The organism is Burkholderia sp. Bp9090 (assembly GCF_003857985.1).
GTDB lineage: Bacteria > Pseudomonadota > Gammaproteobacteria > Burkholderiales > Burkholderiaceae > Burkholderia.
In genome coordinates, this window is the sequence record NZ_QTPV01000010.1 from 86,704 (window position 1) to 103,789 (window position 17,086).

At 67.1% G+C, this 17,086-nt stretch carries 17 protein-coding genes; 8 read left to right on the forward strand and 9 right to left on the reverse strand.

Annotated elements, in window-relative coordinates:
* The first annotated feature begins 19 nt into the window (after nucleotides 1-19).
* From puuE to DIE16_RS12405, 5 genes are all read left to right on the forward strand, one after another.
* Nucleotides 20-973, forward strand: a complete 954-nt coding sequence (puuE, locus tag DIE16_RS12385) for an allantoinase PuuE (RefSeq protein WP_124520036.1) — start codon at nucleotides 20-22, stop codon at nucleotides 971-973.
* On the forward strand, nucleotides 970-1,491 hold the full coding sequence (uraD, locus tag DIE16_RS12390; RefSeq protein WP_124570222.1) for a 2-oxo-4-hydroxy-4-carboxy-5-ureidoimidazoline decarboxylase: 522 nt from the start codon (nucleotides 970-972) through the stop codon (nucleotides 1,489-1,491). The genes puuE and uraD overlap by 4 nt, the downstream gene beginning before the upstream one ends.
* A gap of 62 nt (nucleotides 1,492-1,553) precedes the next feature.
* The gene (gene alc / locus DIE16_RS12395) at nucleotides 1,554-2,567 is read left to right on the forward strand and encodes an allantoicase (protein ID WP_124486212.1); all 1,014 of its coding nucleotides are present in this window, start codon (nucleotides 1,554-1,556) and stop codon (nucleotides 2,565-2,567) included.
* Nucleotides 2,564-3,076, forward strand: coding sequence for an ureidoglycolate lyase (locus DIE16_RS12400; RefSeq protein WP_124570220.1), 513 nt, complete (start codon nucleotides 2,564-2,566; stop codon nucleotides 3,074-3,076). The genes alc and DIE16_RS12400 overlap by 4 nt, the downstream gene beginning before the upstream one ends.
* Before the next feature lie 317 nt (nucleotides 3,077-3,393).
* Nucleotides 3,394-3,804, forward strand: a complete 411-nt coding sequence (locus tag DIE16_RS12405; protein ID WP_124892346.1) for an ACT domain-containing protein — start codon at nucleotides 3,394-3,396, stop codon at nucleotides 3,802-3,804.
* A 99-nt stretch (nucleotides 3,805-3,903) separates the two neighbouring features.
* On the opposite strand, the gene DIE16_RS12410 is transcribed toward DIE16_RS12405, so the two are convergent.
* Both DIE16_RS12410 and uraH read right to left on the reverse strand, forming a co-directional pair.
* A complete protein-coding gene (locus DIE16_RS12410) occupies nucleotides 3,904-5,097 on the reverse strand; it encodes a urate hydroxylase PuuD (RefSeq protein WP_124892347.1) in 1,194 nt (397 codons plus the stop codon).
* A gap of 53 nt (nucleotides 5,098-5,150) precedes the next feature.
* The gene (gene uraH / locus DIE16_RS12415; RefSeq protein ID WP_011657188.1) at nucleotides 5,151-5,504 is read right to left on the reverse strand and encodes a hydroxyisourate hydrolase; all 354 of its coding nucleotides are present in this window, start codon (nucleotides 5,502-5,504) and stop codon (nucleotides 5,151-5,153) included.
* Nucleotides 5,505-5,998: 494 nt separating this feature from the next.
* Between uraH and DIE16_RS12425 the strand changes: the two genes are divergently transcribed.
* Nucleotides 5,999-7,417 carry an 8-oxoguanine deaminase gene (locus tag DIE16_RS12425; protein WP_124486216.1) on the forward strand — a complete coding sequence of 473 codons (1,419 nt, stop codon included), beginning with the start codon at nucleotides 5,999-6,001 and terminating at the stop codon, nucleotides 7,415-7,417.
* A gap of 146 nt (nucleotides 7,418-7,563) precedes the next feature.
* Here the strand turns inward: DIE16_RS12425 and DIE16_RS12430 are convergent, their stop codons facing one another.
* A complete protein-coding gene (locus DIE16_RS12430; protein ID WP_006762467.1) occupies nucleotides 7,564-8,493 on the reverse strand; it encodes a LysR substrate-binding domain-containing protein in 930 nt (309 codons plus the stop codon).
* A 244-nt stretch (nucleotides 8,494-8,737) separates the two neighbouring features.
* Nucleotides 8,738-8,947, reverse strand: coding sequence for a dodecin (locus DIE16_RS12435; protein WP_006755984.1), 210 nt, complete (start codon nucleotides 8,945-8,947; stop codon nucleotides 8,738-8,740).
* A 137-nt stretch (nucleotides 8,948-9,084) separates the two neighbouring features.
* Here DIE16_RS12435 and DIE16_RS12440 point away from each other — a divergent pair, with 137 nt between their 5' ends.
* On the forward strand, nucleotides 9,085-9,978 hold the full coding sequence (locus DIE16_RS12440; protein WP_044843795.1) for an NAD(P)-dependent oxidoreductase: 894 nt from the start codon (nucleotides 9,085-9,087) through the stop codon (nucleotides 9,976-9,978).
* A 77-nt stretch (nucleotides 9,979-10,055) separates the two neighbouring features.
* On the opposite strand, the gene DIE16_RS12445 is transcribed toward DIE16_RS12440, so the two are convergent.
* The 4 genes from DIE16_RS12445 to DIE16_RS12460 all read right to left on the reverse strand — a co-directional run bounded on the left by DIE16_RS12445 (nucleotide 10,056) and on the right by DIE16_RS12460 (nucleotide 13,478).
* Complete coding sequence (locus DIE16_RS12445; RefSeq protein ID WP_185500383.1) at nucleotides 10,056-10,502, reverse strand: hypothetical protein; 447 nt, start codon at nucleotides 10,500-10,502, stop codon at nucleotides 10,056-10,058.
* A gap of 349 nt (nucleotides 10,503-10,851) precedes the next feature.
* Nucleotides 10,852-11,283 (reverse strand): large conductance mechanosensitive channel protein MscL, encoded by a 432-nt coding sequence (mscL, locus tag DIE16_RS12450; RefSeq protein ID WP_006760677.1) that lies wholly within the window; start codon nucleotides 11,281-11,283, stop codon nucleotides 10,852-10,854.
* 232 nt (nucleotides 11,284-11,515) lie between these two features.
* Complete coding sequence (locus DIE16_RS12455; RefSeq protein ID WP_124892349.1) at nucleotides 11,516-12,715, reverse strand: tetratricopeptide repeat protein; 1,200 nt, start codon at nucleotides 12,713-12,715, stop codon at nucleotides 11,516-11,518.
* 82 nt (nucleotides 12,716-12,797) lie between these two features.
* Nucleotides 12,798-13,478, reverse strand: coding sequence for a PspA/IM30 family protein (locus tag DIE16_RS12460; protein ID WP_044843730.1), 681 nt, complete (start codon nucleotides 13,476-13,478; stop codon nucleotides 12,798-12,800).
* Nucleotides 13,479-13,915: 437 nt separating this feature from the next.
* On the opposite strand from DIE16_RS12460, the gene DIE16_RS12465 reads away from it, so the two are divergent.
* Complete coding sequence (locus DIE16_RS12465; protein WP_124486218.1) at nucleotides 13,916-16,435, forward strand: penicillin-binding protein 1A; 2,520 nt, start codon at nucleotides 13,916-13,918, stop codon at nucleotides 16,433-16,435.
* Nucleotides 16,436-16,527: 92 nt separating this feature from the next.
* On the opposite strand, the gene DIE16_RS12470 is transcribed toward DIE16_RS12465, so the two are convergent.
* Nucleotides 16,528-16,998 (reverse strand): DUF3574 domain-containing protein, encoded by a 471-nt coding sequence (locus DIE16_RS12470; RefSeq protein ID WP_260434376.1) that lies wholly within the window; start codon nucleotides 16,996-16,998, stop codon nucleotides 16,528-16,530.
* Nucleotides 16,999-17,086 lie beyond the last annotated feature (88 nt).

Sequence of the window (17,086 nt, forward strand, 5' to 3'; positions counted from 1 at the left end):
TTCGCGGCACTTCGAACCCATGTCACTCGATCCCAACTATCCTCGCGACCTGATCGGCTACGGCCGCCATCCCGTGCAGGCGAACTGGCCCGGGCGCGCCCGCGTCGCCGTGCAATTCGTCCTGAACTACGAGGAGGGCGGCGAGAATTGCGTGCTGCACGGCGATCCGGGCTCCGAGCAGTTCCTGTCCGAAATCGTCGGCGCGGCCGCCTATCCGGACCGCCACATGAGCATGGAGTCGATCTACGAGTACGGTTCGCGTGCGGGCGTGTGGCGCATTCTGCGCGAATTCGAGAAGCGCGGGCTGCCGCTGACGGTGTTCGGCGTCGGCATGGCGATCGAGCGTCATCCGGAACTCGCGCGTGCCTTCGTCGAGCTCGGCCATGAGATCGCGTGCCACGGTTGGCGCTGGATCCACTACCAGAGCATGACGCCCGAGCTCGAGGCCGAGCACATGCGCCTCGGGATGGAAGCGATCGAGCGCGTGACGGGCGAGCGTCCGCTCGGCTGGTACACCGGCCGCGACAGCCCGAACACGCACCGCCTCGTCGCGGAATACGGTGGCTTCCTGTACGACTCCGACAACTACGGCGACGACCTGCCGTTCTGGATGGATGTCGAGGTGTCGGGCGGCAGCACGTCGCCGCAGCTGATCGTTCCGTACACGCTCGATACGAACGACATGCGCTTCGCGACGCCGCAGGGCTTCAACACCGGCGACCACTTCTTCGAGTACCTGCGTGACGCGTTCGACGTGCTGTACGCGGAGGGCGACGACGCGCCGAAGATGCTGTCGATCGGCATGCACTGCCGGCTGCTCGGCCGGCCGGGGCGTTTCCGCGGGCTGCAGCGTTTCCTCGATCACATCGAGAAGCACGATCGCGTATGGGTGACGCGGCGTGTCGATATCGCGCGTCATTGGCGCGAACATCATCCGTACCAGCCCAGTCATCGAAACGAAGGGAAAGCATGAAGGCGATGCGTTACACGTTGGAGCAACTGAACACGATGGCGCCGAGCGCATTCGTCGCGGCGCTGTCGGGGATCTTCGAACATTCGCCGTGGGTGGCCGAGCTCGCGGCGGGCAAGCGGCCGTTCGCGAGCATCGACGCGCTGCACGAGACGATGTCGAACGCGGTGGAGACGGGCGGCGAAGTCCGCCAGCTCGCACTGATCAATGCCCACCCGGAGCTGGCCGGCAAGGCTGCCGTGCGCGGCGAGCTGACGGCCGAGTCGACGCGCGAGCAGAGCGGCGCGGGTCTCGACCAGTGCACGCAGGAAGAGTTCGACAAGCTGCTGACGCTGAACCGCACGTATCGCGAGAAGTTCGGTTTCCCGTTCATCCTCGCGGTGCGCGGCTATGACCGGCACGGCATCATCGCGAACTTCGAGTCGCGCGTGAATCATTCGCGCACCGAGGAACTGCGCGCGAGCCTCGACCAGATCTACCGGATCGCGCGTTTCCGCCTCGACGACCTGATCGACGCCTGACACCTCACGACGGCCTGCTGCGTCGCAGCGGCCTGATCGCATCACTGAAACAAGGAAACATCATGGCTGTTCCGCTTCTCGATCCCGACGCACCCGACTTCACGCGGCGCTACGTGAACCTCGCCGACCCGCGTCTCGGTGCGCAGGCGCTCGAGGCCAGCGACGACTTCTTCGCGCCGAAGGAGCGGATGCTGAACCCCGAGCCGGCCGTTTTCATTCCCGGCAAGTACGACGACCACGGCAAGTGGATGGACGGCTGGGAGACGCGCCGCAAGCGCACGACGGGCTACGACTGGTGCATCGTCAAGCTCGCGCGTCCGGGCGTGATCAAGGGCTTCGACATCGACACGAGCCACTTCACCGGCAACTTCCCGCCGGCCGCGTCGATCGAGGCCGCGTACGTGGCCGACGGCGCGCCGACGCACGCGACCGAATGGGTCGAGATCGTGCCGTCGACGACGCTGCAAGGCAACAGCCACCACTACGTCGCGGCGAGCGACGCGCGCGCGTTCACGCACCTGCGCGTGAACATCTATCCGGACGGCGGCATCGCGCGCCTGCGCGTGTACGGCCAGCCGCAGCTCGACTGGGCCGGCGCCAGCGCGACCGAGCAGTTCGACCTCGCGGCGATGGAGAACGGCGGCTACGTGGTGGCGGCGAACAACCAGCACTTCGGCGTCGCGTCGAACCTGCTGCTGCCGGGCCGCGGCGTGAACATGGGCGACGGCTGGGAAACCCGCCGTCGCCGCGAGCCGGGCAACGACTGGGCGATCATCGCGCTCGCGCAGCCGGGCGTGATCCGCAAGATCGAAGTCGACACCGCGTTCTTCAAGGGCAACTATCCGGATCGCTGCTCGATCCAGGCCGCATACGTGTCGGGCGGCACCGACAGCTCGCTGATCACGCAGTCGATGTTCTGGCCGGTGCTGCTCGGCGAACAGAAGCTGCAGATGGACAAGCAGCACTATTTCGAACCCGAGATCGCATCGCTGGGCCCGGTGACCCACGTGCGCCTGAACATCATTCCGGACGGCGGCGTATCGCGCCTGCGTCTGTGGGGGACGCTCGACAAATGAAGACGCTCGCAATCGAACCGCTGACCAAGGAAGCCTTCGCGGCGTTCGGCGACGTGATCGAAACCGAAGGCGCGAAGCAGATTCCGATCAATCTCGGCACGACGATCCGCTTTCACGATCTTGCGAAGGTCGACGTGAGCGACGAAGAAGGCCGCACGCTCGTCAACCTGTTCCGCGGCCAGCCGCGCACGCTGCCGTTCGAGGTGAAGATGCTCGAGCGCCATCCGCTCGGCAGCCAGGCGTTCGTGCCGTTGAACGACCAGCCGTATCTCGTCGTCGTCGCGCCGGCCGGCGATCTCGATCCGGCGAAGATCCGCGCGTTCGTGACGAGCGGCTGGCAGGGCGTCAATTATGCGAAGGGCGTGTGGCATCACCCGCTGATCGCGCTGGGCGGCGTCAGCGACTTCATCGTCGTCGATCGCGGCGGCGACGGGCTGAACCTGAACGAGCAGGACCTGCTGGAATCGCTGTGGCTCACCGAGGACGCGCTGGACGCAGTGACGGCCTGAGCGGCAGTTCGGCCCCGCCTGTCGAAGCAACCCGCGCGACCTGCGCGGGTTTTTTTATGCGCGCCGCGCGCGTCATGGCGCGACGAGCCGTGCGTGCTCGTACGCACGATGCGGCAGCGCGACGAACGGCGTCGCATCGGGGCGTGTCGCCGAGCCGAGCCGTGCCGTGCCGTGCATCGTCGCGTCGCGCGGCCCGGCTCGCGGACGACGTCGCGCTGACGCGGACGTGACGTTGCAGGGGCGTCGAGGCGGCCGGTCGCGTGCTATCGTGCCCGCATCGCCACCGCCCGACGTCCGGTTCCGGACGCGTTCCCCCGATGAGCCAACCTGAAAACGACCTCACGATACTGCTGCGCACGCTGCAGCCCGAACTGCATCGCGGTGCGTTCGCATTCGTCGAACTGCCGGCCGCTACGGAAATATCGTTATCCGAAACGATCGCGACCTTTCGCGAAGCGGAAGGCGTTACGGTCGTGGTCGACGAGGCGACGGCCGCGCGTCGCGGCTGGCCCGTGCTGTTCCGCGCCGCATGGATCACGCTGACCGTGCATTCGGATCTCGCCGCGGTCGGCCTGACGGCCGCGTTCGCGCGGGCATTGGGTGAGGCCGGCATCAGCTGCAACGTGATGGCCGCCGCGTATCACGATCACATCTTCGTGCCGTTCGACGACGGCCCGCGCGCGCTCGATGCGCTCGTCGCGCTGCAGCGCGACGCGATGCGCGGCTAGCGTACGACGCGCATTCCGCGCACGCAAAAAAACGGGCCCGTTTCCGGGCCCGCGAACGGAGAGGATCGCGCCGGCAGTTGATAGCCGACGCACCGCGGCTTACTTGGCCGCACCACCCTCGAACCAGGCGGCGAGCTTCACGCGCTCGTCGTCGGTCATGTGCGTGACGTTGCCGATCGGCATCGCCTTCAGGCGCACGGCCTGTTCGTAGATGCGCTGCGCGTTCTTCGACACTTCGTCCGGCGTGTCGAACATCACGCCGGCGGGTGCGCTGCCCATCAGCGTCGGCTTGGCCGAGTGGCACTCGACGCAGCGCTGCTGCAGGATCGGCATGATGTCGTTGATCACGATCTTCGGTGCGTTCGCCGCTTGTGCTTCCGGTGCGACCGGCTTCGGCATCGTCCACACCAGCGCGCCCGACAGCAGCGCGACGCCGCCGATCGGCAGGTACCACAGCTGCTTGCCGCGGTGACGCATCACGAAGAACTGACGGATCAGCGCGCCGGCCAGCATGATGAGCACGAGCACGATCCAGTTGAACTTGTTCGTGTACGTCATCGCATAGTGGTTCGACAGCATCGCGAACACGACCGGCAGCGTGAAGTACGTGTTGTGCACCGAGCGCTGCTTGCCGCGCTTGCCGTAGATCGGGTTCGGCTCCTCGCCCTTGAGCATCTTGTCGACCATCTTGCGCTGGCCGGGGATGATCACGAAGAACACGTTCGCCGACATGATCGTCGCGAGCATCGCGCCGACGATCAGGTACGCCGCACGGCCCGAGAAGATGTGGCACGCGAGGTACGCGGCGACGACGACGTAGAGGCCGACGCAGATGCCCAGCACGCGATCGTTGGTGCCGAGGATGCGGCACAGCGTGTCGTAGACGATCCAGCCGGCCGCGAGGAAGCCGAGCGCGGACGCGACGGCGACCACCGGGCCCATGTCGAGCACGCTCTTGTCGATCAGGTAGGTGTTCGGCGCGAGCAGGTACAGCACGAAGAACAGCGAGAAGCCCGACAGCCAGGTCGTGTACGACGGCCACTTCGACCAGTGCAGGTCATCCGGCATTTCGGGCGGGGCGACCGTGTACTTCTGCATGTTGTAGAAACCGCCGCCGTGGACGTGCCACAGTTCGCCGAACACGCCGCGCTTGCGCTGGTTCGCGTCGGTCGGCGGTTTCAGGCTGTTGTCGAGCGCGACGAAATAGAAGGACTCGCCGATCCACGCAATGGCGACGATGACGTGCAGCCATCGCAGCGCGAGGTTCAGCCAGTCGGTGATGAAGCCTTCCATGAAACTCCTCCAGACTCAGATCGTTGTCTTTGATGCGGGCGCCGATGCGTGTGTCAGCTGCCGCGATAGGTGCTGTACGACCACGGCGACACGAGCAGCGGCACGTGGTAGTGCGATGCGGTGTCGGCGATGCCGAAGCGCAGCACGACGCGGTCGACGAAGCGCGGTTCGGGCACCTTCACGCCGAGCGACGCGAAGTAGTCGCCGGCATGGAACACGAGTTCGTATTCGCCGGCGGCGAGCGCGGCACCTTCGAGCAGGGGTTCGTCGCAGCGGCCGTCGCTATTGGTCAGCACAGTCTTGATCGCGCGGCGCGATTCGCCGTCCAGCGCGTAGAGGTCCACCTTGATGGCGGCGCCGGGACGGCCGTGCGCCGTATCGAGTACGTGGGTAGTGAGCTTTCCCATTCGCAATTGTCCTTGTGTGAATGCGAGGTTCGGCGGCGACTCGATCCATGACTGTGCGGCGGATCGAGGCTCCACGTCACGTGGCTACATACCCGTCGGCGAGATTGAAGCGAGCGCCGTGCAGGCATTGTAAAAAGGTTCCCCGCGCAAATACGGGCGCGATATCAAAGATAATGCGCCGCGCATGAACCGCTGTCGACGACGGGAAAAAACCCGCCCCGCCGCGCGCGGCGGGTCGCTGCACGGCCCGCGCGCGTACCATATCGAAACCGTGAAGCGCAGTATTCGGCGTCGCGCATTGTGCGGCGCGCGCGCATCGGCGATCCTCCCGCCGTGCGCGTCGGCCCGGCGGCCGGGGCGCACCCCGAAGACGGCGAGCACGCCGGGTAACCGGGCCAGGGCGTTCGAACGGACGCGGGCACCGGGGCGTGCCGCGAATCAGCGTTCGAACGGCTTTGCGACCGCCCGAAAGGGCTGACCGACGCGGAGAACGCATGAATCCCGAGCAGCACCCCGGCGCGCACGCACGCGCGCCGCACCCATCCTCATCCCGCCCGACGACCCTGCTGGTCAAGCACGCCGACGTGCTCGTGACCATGGACGACACGCGCCGCGAACTGCGCGACGCGGGGCTCTATATCGAAGACAACCGGATCGTCGCGGTCGGCCCGAGCGCCGAGTTGCCCGATACTGCGGACGAAGTGCTCGACCTGCGCGGCCACCTCGTGATCCCGGGGCTCGTGAACACGCACCATCACATGTACCAGAGCCTCACGCGCGCGGTGCCGGCCGCGCAGAACGCGGAGCTGTTCGGCTGGCTCACGAACCTGTACCGGATCTGGGCGCACCTGACGCCCGAGATGATCGAGGTGTCGACGCTGACCGCGATGGCCGAGCTGCTGCAGTCAGGCTGCACGACGTCGAGCGACCATCTGTACATCTATCCGAACGGCAGCCGGCTCGACGACAGCATCGGCGCCGCGCAGCGGATCGGCATGCGCTTTCACGCGAGCCGCGGCGCGATGAGCGTCGGCCAGCGCGACGGCGGGCTGCCGCCCGATTCGGTCGTCGAGCGCGAGCCCGACATCCTGCGCGATGCGCAGCGCCTGATCGAGACCTATCACGACGACGGCCGCTACGCGATGCTGCGGGTGGTCGTCGCGCCGTGCTCGCCGTTCTCGGTGAGCCGCGGCCTGATGCGCGACGCGGCCGTGCTGGCGCGCGACTACGGCGTGTCGCTCCACACGCACCTGGCCGAGAACGTCAACGACATCGCGTACAGCCGCGAGAAGTTCGGGATGACGCCTGCCGAATACGCGGAAGATCTCGGCTGGGTCGGCCACGACGTGTGGCACGCGCACTGCGTGCAGCTCGACGATGCGGGGATCGGCCTGTTCGCGCGCACCGGCACCGGCGTCGCGCACTGTCCGTGCTCGAACATGCGGCTCGCGTCGGGCATCGCGCCGGTGCGGAAGATGCGTCTGGCGGGCGTGCCGGTCGGCCTCGGCGTCGACGGTTCCGCGTCGAACGACGGCGCGCAGATGGTCGCGGAAGTGCGGCAGGCGCTGCTGCTGCAGCGGGTCGGTTTCGGGCCCGATGCGATGACCGCGCGCGAAGCGCTCGAGATCGCGACGCTGGGCGGCGCGAAGGTGCTGAACCGCGACGACATCGGCGCGCTGAAGCCCGGCATGGCCGCGGACTTCGCCGCGTTCGACCTGCGCCAGCCGCTGTTCGCGGGCGCGCTGCACGATCCGGTCGCGGCGCTCGTGTTCTGCGCGCCGTCGCAGACGGCGTACACGGTGGTGAACGGGAAGGTGGTGGTGCGGGAAGGGCGGCTCGCGACGCTCGACCTGCCGCCCGTCATCGAGCGCCACAACGCGCTGGCGCAGGCACTCGTGGAGGCGTCGCGCTGACCGCGTCGACGTGAGGTGAAGGCCGCGCCCGCACGCCGCGGATCGGGCGCGCGGCCGTGGCTACGGCTGAGGCTGAAGCCGCCAAGCGCCGCGCCGCGCGTCACCCCGGCCCGCAACGGCGTGGCCGGCGCGCGCGTCGCATGCGCTTACGCCTCGATCAGCGTGCGGGTCGCTTCGGCGACGAGGCTGCGCAGCCAGCGCACTTCGTCGGAGTAGTGGCAGCGTTCGTGCCACAGCTGGTAATACTGCATCGGCGGGAAGTCGAGCGGTGCCGGCACGACCGACAGCGGCAGGAACTTCGCGTAATGATCGGCGAACAGGCGCGTCGTCGTGAAGATCAGGTCGGACTTCACCAGCACGTACGGTGCGAGGTTGAAGTACGGCAGCGTGACGACCACGTGACGCTTGAGCCGTTCGCGTGCGAGATGCACGTCGATCGCGCCGCGCTGGCCGACCGAGTACGGCGTCGGCGCGAGATGCGGCGCGTTCAGGTACTGGTCGAGCGTGAGCCCGCCGCGCTTCGCGAACGGGTGCGTGTTGCTCATCAGGCAGACGATTTCGTCGACGAACAGGTTCGACAGGTGCAGCTGCTCGGGCGGCTCGGGCCAGTTGCCGACGACGATGTCGAGCTTGCCGTCTTCCAGCGCGAGCTCGTAATCGAACGCGGGGCCGAGCGAGTGGAACTCGAGCGTCGCGTTCGGCGCCGCCTGGCGGAAGCGTTCGACGACGGTCGGCACGAACAGCACGTTCAGGTAGTCGGGGCAGCCGATCCGGTAGCAGCGGATCGACGTGGCCGGGTCGAAATTGTGCTGCTGGAACTTGATGCGCTCGATTTCACGCAGTGCGTTCTGCACCGGCTCGAGCAGGCGCAGCCCGTATTCGGTCGGGACCATGCCGGACTTGCCGCGCACCAGCAGCGGGTCGCCGGTGATGTCGCGCAGGCGCCGCAGCGCGGCGCTGATCGCCGGTTGCGACTGGTTCAGTTTGACGGCCGCGCGCGTGACGCTGCGCTCCATCAACAAGGTGTGCAAGACGCGCAAGAGGTACGTGTCGATCGCCTCGCGTTGCTGACTCATGATTTCTCCGGTTTATATGGCTGGGCTGATCGATGGGGGAGGTGGGTATATGGTTTTTAATATGAACGAAAGTCAGCGTCAAGAGATGGATACCCGCAGACACCCGTCGCCGGGCCTCGCCAAGCGGACTGAAGAGGGCCGAACGGGGAACGGGTGAAGGGGCGGAATGCGGGCGTGCGCGGTACCGCGCGGACGCGCATTGCACGCATCCGGTGGTCAGGGCACCGCGCGTGACACGCGGGCGTCAGTCGTCGATGCGCATGCCGACTTTCAGCGTGACCTGCCAGTGGATGACCTGGTCGCCTTCGATGTGGCCGCGCGTTTCGGTCACCTGGAACCAGTGCAGGTTGTGCAGCGTCTTGCCGGCTTTCGAGATCGCGTTGCGGATGGCGTCGTCGCACGATTGCCGCGACGAACCGGTCAGTTCGATCAGCTTGTAGACGTGGTCGCTCATGATGCGCTCCCTGGGATGTCGGTGTGTGTGCGGCCGGCGCAAGCGGCGGGCCCGAAGCGGCGCCGCGCGTGTCCGGCTTCTTGAGTGATAGGTATGATGGGCGGCAAGTGCAACCTCAATTGGAGACGAGGAAGATCGTGGAAGTCGGATTTTGCGGACCGGGATTGATGGGCGCGCCGATGATTCGGCATTTGCTGGCGGCAGGCCACCGGGTCAGCGTATGGAACCGCACGCGCGGCAAGGCCGAGGCGCTTGAAAAGGACGGTGCGCAGGTGGTCGACACGCCGCGCGAACTGGCCGAGCGCGTCGACACGGTGTTCGTGTGCGTGCTCGACGGCCGTGCGGTCGGCGACGTCGCGTTCGGCGAGCACGGGCTGTTTGCCGGCGATGCGCATGCACGCCGCCTGAAGCGCATCGTCGATCACTCGAGCATTCCGCCTGCCGCGACGCGCGACTACGCAGCGCGTGCCGCCGCGCTCGGCGTCGGCTGGATCGATGCGCCGGTGTCGGGCGGCGTGCCCGGCGCGCAGGCCGGCACGCTTGCGGTGATGGCGGGCGGCGGCGCCGCCGACCTTGCTGCGGTGCGACCGCTGATCGACACCTACGCGTCGCGCGTCACGCACATGGGCGACGCAGGCGCGGGCCAGACCGCGAAGCTGTGCAACCAGGCGATCGTCACCGCGACGGTGACCGCGATCGCGGAAGCCGTCGGCCTGGCCCAGGCGAGCGGCATCGACGCCGCGCGTCTGGCCGACGCGCTGGCGGGCGGCTGGGCCGATTCGGTGCTGCTGCAGACCTTCGTGCCGCGCATGACGTCAGGCGGTCACGCGCCGATCGGCGCGCTCAGCACGTTCCAGAAGGATGTCGATGCGATCGCCGACGCCGCGCGCGACACGGGCGCGGTGATGCCCGTATCGGCCACGGTGCAGCAGGTGCTGCGCCTGGGCGCCGCGCAGGGGCTTGCCGGCGCCGATTTCGCCGCGTTCATCGACATCGTCCGGCCCGGCAACGGGCGCGGGACGGCGCAGTGAGCGCGCCGCGACGCTGAAGCGGGAAGCCTGAATGGCCGATGGGCCACCCGGAGGCGGCCCATCGTGTCGGTGTCGGTTCAGCCGAGGGAGCGCGGTGTCGTGTCGCCGGCGTTCTGGCGTCCGAGCCCGCCACGCAGGCTCGCTTTCGTGCCTGCACCAAATTCGGGCAGGATACGCGCGCGGGCGCGGCTCGCGAACACGAGGAAGCCGAAGCCGTTCGCCTCGTACCAGTACCCGCCGTTCTCGAGGCCGTCGAGCGGCTGTTCGAGTGCGTTGGCGATCGATTCGAGGCAGCGCTTGCGCAGTTCGGCGATGGCCGGATAGGGCGGCTGTGCGCCGCGCACGCTGCACAGAAGCACGTCGAGGCCGGGTAGCACGTGCGCATAGAGGACGGGTTCGTCCTGCGCACGGGCGCGGGCAATCTTGGTGTCGAGCTGCGCGAACGGTTTCGAATGGCGCAATACCGCGAGGAAGGACTCCTGGCCATCCTGTTGCGCACGTCGACGTTTTTTCGGGAAGGACATAAACACTCGCCTGAAAAACAATTGCAAGAAATGCGGCACTTTCATGCGACCCACTCCCGGCTATGTACGCCGCATGTCGATCCTTTATAGCACACGAAAATGCTGCACTCCGCACTCGTGCGGTACGACGATCAATGTCTCCCGTCGACCCGCATGCCACGATGATCGACACAGCCAGCGTCTTGGCGCCCGTACTGTCGTTTAGTCTCCATCATAGACCTGCTTTTCCCGCGCGTGCATTCGCGCGTCACAAAAAAGTGAGATAGGCGCTCGCACGACGGTGCACGATGCGTGCCCATGAAAAAGGCCCGCACATGGCGGGCCCGGCAGTCGCAGCGTGGCGCGGTGCTCAGCGTTGCTTGAGCGAATCGCGGATCTCGCGCAGCAGCACGATGTCTTCCGGCGTCGCGGCCGGCGCCGCTTCTTCCGGCTTGCGCAGCTTGTTGATGAATTTCACCATCAGGAAGATGATGAACGCGAGGATCACGAAGTTGATCGCCACGGTGATGAACGAGCCGTAGCCGAATGCGGCGACGCCCGCGGCCTGCAGGTCCTTGAACGAATCGGGATTACCCTTGAACGTCGGGGGGATGGTGCCGAGCAGAACGAACTTGTTCGAGAAATCCAGACCGCCCGTCAGCACGCCGATGACCGGCATGATGAGGTCTTTCACGACCGAGTCGACGATCTTCGAGAACGCGCCGCCGATGATCACGCCGACGGCGAGATCCATCACGTTGCCTTTGACGGCGAACTCCTTGAATTCCTTGATTATGCTCATGAGCGGCTTTCTCCTGGTTGGGCGAGAGGAGGCGTGCCGCGACGCGCAGGGCTGCGAAGCGTCTGATGGGTCGGATCGGGGGCACGCCGATGGCCGCATGATAGCGAACGTGCCCCATTGCCGGTAGCCCATCTTGAAATGATTAACAAATCACCGGGCCGGCGCGAGTGGAAATGAAAGAAAGCGCGGGGGCGGGCGCGGCGCGATGCGTCGACGCCCGCGCGAGCCATGCTCAGGTGTTGTCGTCGGTCCAGCCGTCGTCGTTGCTGCCGAGATCGACGCCGCCGCCGCCATTGCCGTCGCTCCAGTTCGAATCGTCGCCGCGGCCGAGGTCGAAGCCCGGATCGTTGTTCTCCTGGCGCCGGCGCTGGTCGTCGACGATCACGTCGCGTTCGACTACGCGTTCGCGGCCGCCGGACATCGCTTCGCCGAGCAGCACGCCGGTCAGCAGCCCGCCCATTCCGCTGCCGAAACCGCCGCCTTGCTGAACCACGACGGGTGGCTGCTGTTGCGGATACGGTTGCGGCGGATACGGCTGTTGCGGGTACGGTTGCTGCTGATACGGCTGCCCTTGCATGCCGGTCACGCGATCGGCTTCCTGCGCATACACGGAGCCGCTGCCGTTCGCGGGCGCAGCGGGCGGCGCGCTCGGATCGGGGCGGCCTTCGACGCGCGCCTTCACGCTCGCATGCCGCTGTTCGAGTTCGTCGATGCGATACGGCGGCACCGGGTTCTTGCCGTTCGACAGCGCTTCGACGAGCGCGCGTGCATCGGTCTCGATGCCTTCGAGTTCGCTGGTGAGCGCGGCGGCCCCAGGCGCCGTCGACAGTTTCGCGTCGAGTTTCAGCGGACGGATGTCGTTCAGCACGTCGGTCGCGCGTTTCAACTGCGCGCGGCGTTCGTCGCCGGCACGGCTGTCGTCGGCCGAGCGTGCGCGCCGCAACGTCCAGCGCAGCACCAGCGCGATGACCGCGACGAGCAGCCCGAGGCCGATCCACATGCCGGTCGACGGACCGTGTTTCGCAACCGGCGCGGCAGGTGCGAGCGACGACTGCAACGAACCGGCCTGCGTGGCCGACGGTGCGTTGCCGCTCGCGCCGCTCACGCGCGCGGCGTCGGCGCGAATGCGCGATTCGGTCTGCGCGAAATGCGACGCGTCGGTGAAGCGCAGTTGCGGATCGAGCGACTTCGCCCGCTGCAGTTGCGCGAGCGCGTCGGACGCGCGGCTTTCGCGGTCCAGCACCTGTGCGTACAGATAGCGCGCATGCGCATTGTTCGGATGGGCGTCGATGACTTGCGACAGCTGCGTGTCGGCGCGCTGCCAGTCACGTTGCGCGATCGACTGCTCGACTTGCTGCAGCGACGGAACCGCAAAGGCGGCGGACGACAGCAGCATCAGCGAGAAGCCGAGAGCGGCGAGAGATTTCTTCATGGTCGAACCGGGCGCGGGCGCCCGTCTCCTGACGATCGGTGCGCGCCGCGCGCCCGGCGGGCCGCGGCGCGGTTGCCTGCCGTTACTGCGCGGGCGTGTCGAGCTGCTTCTTCAGCGCGGCGAGGCGGTCCTCGACCGACGGGCCCTTGTTCAGCGCGGCGAGCTTGTCGTCGAGCGCCTTGCCGCTCGACGTGTCGGCCGAATTCAGGCGGGCGTCCGAACGCGCATTCTGCAGCGCGACCTTGTCCTCGAGCTTCTGGAAGTCCTCGGACAGGTTCTTGCCGCCGATGCCGCCCAACGCGCTTGCCGCGACATCCTTCGCCTGCGCGATTTCCTGCTTGGCCTGCAGGATGTTCGAGCGTGCGTTCAGGTCGTTGCGGCGCTGACGCATGTCGGCGATCTGCCCCTTCAGCTTGTCGACCGACGGCTCGAGCGTCGTCAGCTCGGCCGCGAGCGCATCGCGCTCGGCTTCGGCGTTCGACTGCGCGGCGAGCGCCTCGCGTGCGAGCGCTTCGTCGCCCGCCTGCAGCGCGCGCTTCGCGCCGTCCTCGTACTTCTTCACCTTGTCGTCGGCCGCATCGCGCTTGCTGCGCTGGGTCGCGACTTGTGCCTCGATCTCGATCAGCGAATTCTCGGCACGGCCGATGCTGTCGTCGAGCTCCCGCACGATCTGCCGTGCGTCGCGCGACGGATCCTGTACCGAGTCGGCCGCATCGTTCAGCAGGCCTTTGATCGTGCGCGAAACAGAGTCGAAAAGCGACATGAAATCCTCCGTGGTTGAAAGGTGCCGCGTCGGCGGCAATGCCCGTCGCGAATCGGTTCCGACCCGCGTGAGCCGGCGGATATTACACCGCCGGCCCCTTAAATACGGCTTAAGCGCCGGAGTTCAAGCGCCGTGCGTGTGCAGGTTTCCACCTTTCGCATCTGAAAGAAACGCCGCGGCACGCACCGGGTCGCGAGTCCATGATAGGCGGAGCATGGCGCCAATACGTTCCGCAATTCATGCTTGTGCGGGAATTTTTACAAAAAATCGCGAAGCCGATCGGTCGATTTCATTAAAATGCGCTGTCACGTCGCGGGAACGGATCGCCGCGCGGCGGGGTCTGTCGACGTGACAGTTGCCACGATGCACCCACTCTGATTCATCCGCTTGCATTTTCCGCATGCGTCCGAGGGCGCCACGCCGCCCGCCATTCCGACATGCCAATCATCAAACGACCGTCTTCTCCTTCCGACCGGAACGAACCTCACTACACGTTGCGCCGTTCGCCGTCGGGGGCCTATTACCCCGATGACGACGAGCGCGGCGACGACCGGCGCGCGCAGCGCCGCGGCGGCGGGGACGGCGCGCGCCGCTCGTTCGGCTCGCGCGTCGCGCTGTGGTTCGTCGGCCTGATCGCGACGCTCGCGATCGTCGGTGCGCTGATCGTCGGCTACGCGCTCGTCGTGATGGCGCCGCAACTGCCGTCGCTCGATGCGCTGACCAACTACCAGCCGAAGGTGCCGCTGCGCGTGTTCAGCGCCGATCACGTGCTGATCGGCGAGTTCGGCGAGGAGCGCCGCAGCCTCGTGCGCTTCCAGGACATTCCCGACGTGATGAAGAAGGCGGTGCTCGCGATCGAGGACTACCGCTTCTACGAACACGGCGGCGTAGACTTCCTCGGCATCCTGCGCGCCGGCGTGGCCGACCTGATGCACGGTGGCGCGCGCCAGGGCGCGAGCACGATCACGATGCAGGTCGCGCGCAACTTCTTCCTGTCGAGCGAGAAGACGTATACGCGCAAGATCTACGAGATGCTGCTCGCGTACAAGATCGAGAAGGCGCTGACGAAGGACCAGATCCTCGAGCTGTACATGAACCAGATCTACCTGGGCCAGCGCTCGTACGGTTTCGCGGCCGCCGCGCGCGTGTATTTCGGCAAGGACCTGAAGGACATCACGCTCGCCGAGGCGGCGATGCTCGCGGGGCTGCCGAAGGCGCCGTCCGCGTACAACCCGGTCGTCAATCCGAAGCGCGCGAAGGTGCGCCAGGAGTACATCCTGAAGCGCATGCTCGAGATCGGCTACATCACGCAGCCGCAGTACGACCAGGCGGTGAAGGAAGAGATCCGCGTGCGCACGCCGGGCAACCAGTACGCGGTGCACGGCGAATACGTCGCCGAGATGGTGCGGCAGATGATGTACCAGCAGTACAAGGACGAAACCTATACGCGCGGGCTGACCGTCACGACGACGATCAACTCGGCCGACCAGGAAGCCGCGTACCAGGCCGTGCGCCGCGGCATTCTCGATTACGAGCGCCGCCACGGCTATCGCGGTCCGGAAGGCTCGATCAACCTGCCGGCGGCCGGCGACGATCGCGACGAGGCGATCGACGACGCGCTCGCCGATCACCCGGACAACGGCGACCTGCAGTCGGCGGTGGTGTTGTCGGCGTCGCCGAACGCGGTCGAGGTGCAGTTCGTCGGCGGCGCCACGACGACGATCGGCCCGGCCGGCCTGCGCTTCGTGTCGGCCGCGCTGAGCCCGCGCGCGAACGCGACGCTGCACATCAAGCCGGGCTCGATCGTGCGCGTGCTGAAGGACGGCAAGACGGGCTGGCAGATCGTGCAGCTGCCGCAGGTCGAAGGCGCGCTCGTCGCGATCGCGCCGCAGGACGGTGCGATCCGTTCGCTCGTCGGCGGCTTCGACTTCAACAAGAGCAAGTTCAACCACGTGACGCAGGCGTGGCGTCAGCCGGGTTCGTCGTTCAAGCCGTTCATTTATTCGGCGTCGCTCGACAAGGGCCTCGGGCCGGCGACGATCATCAACGATGCGCCGCTGTACTTCCCGCCGAGCGTGCCGGGCGGCACCGCGTGGGAACCGAAGGACGACGACCAGCCCGACGGCCCGATGTCGATGCGCACCGGCCTGCAGCGTTCGAAGAACCTCGTGTCGATCCGGATCCTCGCGTCGATCGGCACGCAGTACGCGCAGGAGTACGTGACGCAGCGCTTCGGCTTCGATCCGGCGAAGACGCCGCCGTACCTGCCGATGGCGCTCGGCGCCGGCCTCGTGACGCCGCTGCAGCTCGCGACCGGCTATGCGGTCTTCGCGAACGGCGGCTACAAGGTCGATCCGTACCTGATCGCCGAAGTCGACGACGCGCGCGGCCAGCCGCTGCAGAAATCGCAGCCGGTGATCGCCGGCGGCACCGCGCCGCGCACGATCGAAGGCCGCAACGCATACGTGATGAACAGCCTGCTGCACACGGTCGCGACGGCCGGTACGGGCGCGGGTACCAACGCGCTCGGCCGCAGCGACCTGCAGGGCAAGACGGGCACGACGAACGACGCGAAGGACGGCTGGTTCGCCGGCTACCAGCAGTCGCTCGTCGCGGTCGCGTGGATGGGCTTCGACCAGCCGAAGAGCCTCGGTAGCCGCGAATTCGGCGCGCAGCTCGCGTTGCCGATCTGGGTGAACTACATGCGCACCGCGCTGAACGGCGTGCCCGAGCAGCAGATGCCGATGCCGGACGGCCTGACCTCGATCGACGGCGAGCTGTACTACGCCGATCGCACGCCGGGCAACGGCTTCGTCGGCAGCGTGGACATCAACCCGGCCGCGAATGCGATCAGCGCGAACGACGCGCTCGGCTCGGCCGGCTCGGAGGGGCTCGCGCCGCCGCCCGTCACGCAGCAGGAGAAGCAGCAGATCATGGACATGTTCGAGAACAAGTAAGCGATATGCGGATGTGTCGCATGCGGCGGGCGCCTTCGGGCGCCCGTTTTCTTATGTGTCATCGCGTTCGCGCGTCAGCCGGGAAGGACGAATCAGAACGACGCGCAGGCCGGTACGAGCGTGATGCCGACCGAGTCCTGCCGGAAGCGCTCGCGGTACGCGTGCCGAATCGCCGCGAGCCGCGCGTGCGTATCAGCGGTGTCGTCGGCGACGATACGGACCACGAAACTCGCTTCGCCGATGATCCGGCCGGTGGCGCGGTCGCGCCATTGGCCGCGGGTGTCCCAGACCGTGAAACCGTCCGGAAAGCGCGGCGTGACGACGTCGGCGAGGAAGGCCGCGCGTTCCGTTTCGGTGACGGGGCCGCGTCCCGCGATATCGCGCCCGAACAGCAGGTCGGCCTGCAGCATCCGGTGCATGTCCGGCCGCAGGCAGCCAACGGAAGCGTCGACGACGGGCGAGGGCGGGGCCGCGCAACCGGCAAGCAGCGCGACGGCTGCCGCGCCGATCATCTGCCGCGTACGACGTTGCCACGCCGCGGGCCATGCGTTCGACGGCGCCATCTGCCTATTTCGCGTCCGGCGCGCTTTGCGCGCGTAAAACGCTGCGCGCTCAACCACTTGCGTGCTTGTCCGGCGGGTTATCAACAGG